At 39.7% G+C, this 6,040-nt stretch carries 2 protein-coding genes and 2 pseudogenes; 1 reads left to right on the forward strand and 3 read right to left on the reverse strand.

All coding sequences use genetic code 11. From position 1 onward, the window contains the following. Nucleotides 1-236, forward strand: a pseudogene (locus tag Q7P05_RS03695) (hypothetical protein); the annotation flags it as partial. A gap of 184 nt (nucleotides 237-420) precedes the next feature. Here the strand turns inward: Q7P05_RS03695 and Q7P05_RS03700 are convergent. The 3 genes and pseudogenes from Q7P05_RS03700 to Q7P05_RS03710 all read right to left on the reverse strand — a co-directional run. Continuing rightward, nucleotides 421-2,799: an endonuclease MutS2 gene (locus tag Q7P05_RS03700; protein WP_303930538.1), complete on the reverse strand. Its 2,379-nt coding sequence runs from the start codon at nucleotides 2,797-2,799 to the stop codon at nucleotides 421-423. A 13-nt stretch (nucleotides 2,800-2,812) separates the two neighbouring features. Beyond that, nucleotides 2,813-5,236, reverse strand: coding sequence for a DUF3656 domain-containing protein (locus Q7P05_RS03705; RefSeq protein WP_303930539.1), 2,424 nt, complete (start codon nucleotides 5,234-5,236; stop codon nucleotides 2,813-2,815). A gap of 88 nt (nucleotides 5,237-5,324) precedes the next feature. Next, nucleotides 5,325-6,040, reverse strand: a pseudogene (locus Q7P05_RS03710) (phenylalanine--tRNA ligase subunit beta); the annotation flags it as partial.

Raw genomic sequence — 6,040 nt, forward strand, 5'->3', positions numbered from 1 at the left:
CTGCCTACCCTCCCTATCGCAGACAGCGACAAGGTAAGAGTCGGAGAATGGGTCACAACCCTGCAAAAGCACAGCCTAAAAAAGAAGCCGCTAAGGACGAAAAGGCAGATAAAAAAGACGATAAAGACAAGTCAAAAGATGAAGCAGTAAAAGATGACAGTGGCTCAAAAGATGATGCAACTGAACAGAAATCTAATTCATCCAAAAGTAAAAAGTCTAGTAAAAAAGATCGTTAATCTAATACGCTAAAGGAGCGGAACAAGTGTTCCGCTCCTTTCTTTTACGTAAAAAAAGTAGTAAGTTCAAAGAACTTACTACCTTTTTTATTTCTATATATGTATATAGCTATACCCCATAATCAATTTGATAGACGATAATAATTTACTGTATTATCTATAACTATATCACTATTGAGTAGCTTTATTTCAGAACTACATTGGTAGCCCCTGCACCACCTTCATCATAGCCTGCTGTTTCAAAGTGAGCTACATGCGGTAAGGTACGCAAATATTGATGCACACCTTCTCGTAATGCACCAGTTCCCTTACCGTGAATAATACGTACTTGGCTAACACCACCCAGCAAGGCTTGGTCAATAAATCTACCAACAGATACTGTCGCTTCATCTACGGTTTGACCGAGAATATTGATTTCAGTGCGAACCTCTTTTTGGCGTTGTACAGCAGAACCACCCATACGTTTTCGTGTCTTAGGCATGGATGCCTTTTGTTCACGAGCCAGCTTATTGCCTTCTTCACGTGTAGTAGATTGTAATTCGCTAACCTTAACTGTAGCTGTTAATCCATTAATATCTACATTCACTCGATTACCATTGATAGACAATACAGTACCTAATGAGCGCAATGACGTAACATATACAGCTTGGCCCACCTTAATAGCATCTGCTGTCAAGGACTTACGATCATCATCTACTGGAGCTTCTGGCACATGCACATTAGAGATGCCCTTACGAGCTGCATTGATGGCAGATTGACGCTTATCTTTATTTGTTTCAGAGAATTGCACTTTCAATTGCTTGATAATCGCTTCCCCTTCAACGCGTAAGCTACGTTTCATAGATTCTGCATCTGCTTGAGCTTTGGCTAAGATTTGTTTACGTTTTTCGTTAAACTGTTTCTTTTCCTTCTCTAATTGACCACGCATACGACGTGTTTCATCGAGCTCTTTCTTTAAGGCTCTTTCACGTTCAGATGCTTTACGAAGTTGTTCATTCAAATCTGAAAGAACCTCTTCCATTTCATGACTACCAAATTGAGATTTATACTCTGCTGCGCGCGTCACAATATCCTTTGGTAAGCCTAAGCGTGCAGCAATGCTCAATGCATGGCTACTACCGGCTACGCCGATATGGAGTCGATATGTAGGTTTTAATGTACGCTCATCAAACTCTACATGGCCATTTTCAATACCTTCCGTATGGTATGCATAATTTTTAAGCTCATTATAATGGGTACTTACCATCATGAGAGCGCCTTTTTTACGGAAGAACTCAAGGATAGATACTGCAAGCGCACTACCTTCTTCTGGATCAGTACCAGATCCAAGCTCATCCAACAATACCAAATCATTTGGACCACAATGTTTAATGATAGAAATAACTTGTGTCATATGAGCGGAGAACGTACTTAAGCTAGCTTCAATACTTTGCTCGTCCCCAATATCGGCAAAGATATTATGGAATATAGGCAACATAGAGCCGTGATCAGCAGGAATAAATAAACCACATTGGTTCATTAAACTCAATAATCCCAATGTTTTAAGTGATACTGTTTTACCACCAGTATTAGAACCAGTGATTAATAAAATACGATATGATGTGCCCAATTGAATGTTTGTAGGCACTACTACATTTGGTGGAATTAATGGATGACGAGCTCTCATGAGATTAACTGTTCTATCAGTACTCAAGATTGCTGGTACACCCTTATAGGAAATAGCAAGGCTCGCCTTACCATATACAAATTCGATGTGTGATACCTTTTCACAAGCATCCATCAAATCATTGCTATGTTGTTTTACAAGGGCTGATAATTCGCGGTAAATACGCAATACCTCTTGCTCTTCACCAATTAATGCCTCTTGTAATTCATTATTTAGATTCACCAAGCGCATCGGTTCAATATATAAGGTTTGACCCGTTGCAGAACGGTCGTGAATAAGACCATCAAAATATTGTCGATATTCCTGTTTTACAGGGATTACGTAGCGATTATTACGCTGCGTAATAATTGCTTCTTGGAAATACTTTTGATTATCCTTGTCGTGCAAGATAGCTTGAATATCATTTTTAATCTTTTCACGAGTTTTAATAATCGTATTTCTAAGGCTCGCCAATTTAGGAGATGCTGTATCAAGCAATTCCCCTTTTTCATCAAAGACTCGTTTAAAACGGTTTTCAATACGATCTGTATTCGGCATATCCTGTACCCATAGGGATAGCAATGGATACTCCATATATTTTGTTCTAAAAAACTTTGTCATCCGCTTATAAGCACCAATGGTCAAATATATATCCCACAATGCTTCACGAGTAAGAACAAAATCTTTACGGCTCTTTTTACAGGATTCTCGAATATCTCGCGTACCGCCTAACGGTTGTTCTACCTCAGTTTGCAAAGAACGCATGGCTTCTGCTGTTTCATCAAGGTTCTCTTGAATAGCTTTAGCATCCGTCATGGGTTCAATATGCATGGCTAATTCTTTAGCAATGGTAGAACTACAATGCTGTTTTAATTGTTCTTTTATATGGTGAAAGTCTAATACATCTTCGTTAAACAATGTACTACCTCTTTTATAAAATACCTCTAAAATAGTGGCCCCTTGTAATAGGTGTATCATCTTTACCTACACTCTTAGGCGGAGCCTCTTTTGTTCCATTTTGAATGGATACATAATCTGCTACGATAGTACGCAAACGATGTGGATCCATATGTCGACCATCGATGCGTAAAATATGTAGCCCTTTTCGATGTAACTCTGGTACGTAGGCACGCATATCCATTTCATGACTATTCATGATATGCATGCGGCAATAAGGATCTGTACGCAATGGGAACACTTCCCCTTTACGATCCTTCAATGCATAGTCCTCTGTTACACATGGCATAGGACAGTTTTCCTTTTTGCCAGTGCCCACAAAGCTTGCGATAGCACAGTATTCAGAAATCATCATTTCCGTGTAACCATGTACCATTATTTCTAATGGCAATTTAGTAGATTTTTGCAAGTTAACAAGTTGTGCCAATGTTAACTCTAAGGATGGCGCTATGCTGCTCATATTAAAGTCTTGCCATACTTGTAATGCAGAGCCATTAAATATATTAAGACCTGTATCAGCCTCAATAGCACCTGTATACCCTAAATCACGAAGCCATAATAACGCTTGTGGCACATGAATAGAAATACTATCTGGTTTAGCCTCAACTATAGCCCTAAGAGTATTCATATACGCTTCAACTTCATCGTCTTTCACGACCCGCGGCGTAGCAAATACGCAAAGCACATTATCATCCTTACAAAGGGTAGCTACCTTTTCATAAATACTAAGTTCATAAGGCTTGCGTTGTAAACGGTCACCGCCGAAGATAATCTTCTTAGCGCCCCCTTCAATAGTAGCTTTCACAGCCTCTAATTCATCAACGCGAGCACTTACCATAGGCTCAGTATATTCAATCTTATCCTTAGCAACCATAGATGTCATATCTTGAGGTTCTACAGCTAACTCTGCCCAAGCAGTTTCATGATCTGTAATCAACAGAGTTTCTAAAGCCTCCACTGCATCGCGACGCAATGCATTCAAAACACTAGCAGGCCACATGTATGGCCCTTCGGGAATGGACATAGAAGCTAGAGTAAACAATGTATTACCTAATCTACCTACTTGATCTGTAACCTTCTCTAAGGTAGTCGGTTTATTATTAGCATACACAGGTTCAAACTCGTTAGCTACCGTGACCGTACGACCATCATTCAATACAAAAGTTAATTCCGTAAAGGGTTGCTCTTGATCCGTATTAATAGATAGATAACCATGTACTTCTAATTTAGCACTAAAGTCTTGTAAGCCCCGTTGCTTTTGAGATTTTGGCGTAGATGCCAAGAATACTTGTCCTGCTGCAAAGCCTTCATCAGGTTTACCTACAAAATGTTTTTCATTTACTAAGGACCAATTCTGATCAATTTGGTAGTACGTAATACTACCAGAAGCTTGCATTACCTTTAAGAGTGAACCTTTTTCAATCGGTTCTGTTAGGTACAAATGAACTTGTCCCTTTTTGACTTCTGCTTTGCCGATTAATTTCCCTTGATTATTTGGGGCCACAACGGTCATCATGGATTTTCCTACATGGTCTGTTAAATAATCTGTAGAGAACCCACGATTAAATCCAGAAGCCAATGCATCGGCATCAGAAGAGTCTATATGAGCCGTATCTAAAATATGACGATAGGTCCCAATAACTTGACGCACATAGGAAACCTTTTTCATACGTCCTTCTACCTTAAAGGACGTAACACCGGCTGCAACGAGTTCATTCATATGCTCACTATAGTTAAGATCCTTTGGACTTAACAGATAGGCTTCATGTTTTGGCAACAAACTAGTACCTGAAGAATCCAACAATTCATAAGGCAAGCGGCAAGGTTGTGCGCAAGCACCACGGTTACCACTACGACCACCGATGAAGGAACTCATTAAGCATTGACCAGAATAGCATACACATAAGGCGCCGTGTACAAAGACTTCGATTTCAGCTGTACAGTTTTTACAAATATGTTCGATTTCAGCTAGGCTCAATTCACGAGCTAACACAACGCGGGTGAAACCGAGACTTTCATAAAAACGAACAGCATCTAATGTAGCAGCCGTCATCTGCGTACTGCCATGCAAGTGAAGTTTAGGAGCCACTCGTTGTGCCAATTTGGCAACTGCTAAATCTTGAACGATAATAGCATCCACACCAATACGCTCTAAATCTTTTAAGTATTCTTCAAGAGCAGATAATTCAGAATCGCCTATGAGAATATTTACAGTTACATATACGGACACATCTAGAATATGGGCCAATCGAATAGCCTCAGCTAGTTCTTCAATGCCAAAGTTTGCTGCATGAGCACGGGCATTAAAGCCTTTACCACCGAGGTAAATCGCATCTGCTCCAGATTCTAACGCAGCTATAAAGTTTTCCATCGTACCGGCAGGAGCCAATAATTCCATGGATAATCCTTTCTACCTAACTAAAGGTATAACTATAGTACTAAAAGGGTTTACCATACGGTAAACCCTTTCAATATACTGCTTACAATTAACGTAATTTGCAGTTAATTTCTGCTAATGCATCGATAATAGCTTGAATATTACCATCAATATCCTCATCATTCAACGTACCTTCCATAGAACGGAATTGTAAGTTGTATGCAAGACTGCGGTAACCAGCTTCGATATGTTCACCTTCGTAAACGTCGAAGATAGATGCACTTTCTAAATATTCGCCACCATGCTCTTTAATGATAGATAAAATTTCACCACTAGATACGGACACAGGTGCCACAATAGCAAGGTCACGGCTAGTGCCTGGGAATTTACTGAAGGATGTATAACGGAATGCTGGAATCGTTAAGGATAATACGGCTTCCAAATCGATTTCAAACATGTATACTTTGCCAGGTAAGTCAAAGTTTTTGCTCACTTGTGGATGTAATTCCCCATACTGAGCAATCATTTTACCATCAACAACGTATTGAGCACTTACACCTGGGTGGAAGTATGGCTCAGTGCCGCGATTAATTTCATAACTTGTAACACCTAATTCAGCTAACAACGCATCTACAATACCTTTTACATCATAGAAATCTGTAGTGCGTTCTGCTTGATTCCAACCAGCTTGGTTTGCCTTGCCCATCAAGATACCGCAAGCCATAGGGCGTTCATGAGGTACTTCTGTTAAAGGCAATGCTTTTGGTTCATATACATTGGCTGTTTCAAATAACCAAAGATCCTTATTTTGTTGCGCAATATTGC

It is taken from the genome of Veillonella dispar, from assembly GCF_937975875.1.
GTDB lineage: Bacteria > Bacillota > Negativicutes > Veillonellales > Veillonellaceae > Veillonella > Veillonella dispar_B.

Excerpts from the sequence above, each read along its gene's own strand:
- Q7P05_RS03705 (WP_303930539.1), bottom strand. The coding sequence starts at position 5,236 with ATGGAATTATTGGCTCCTGCCGGTACGATGGAAAACTTTATAGCTGCG.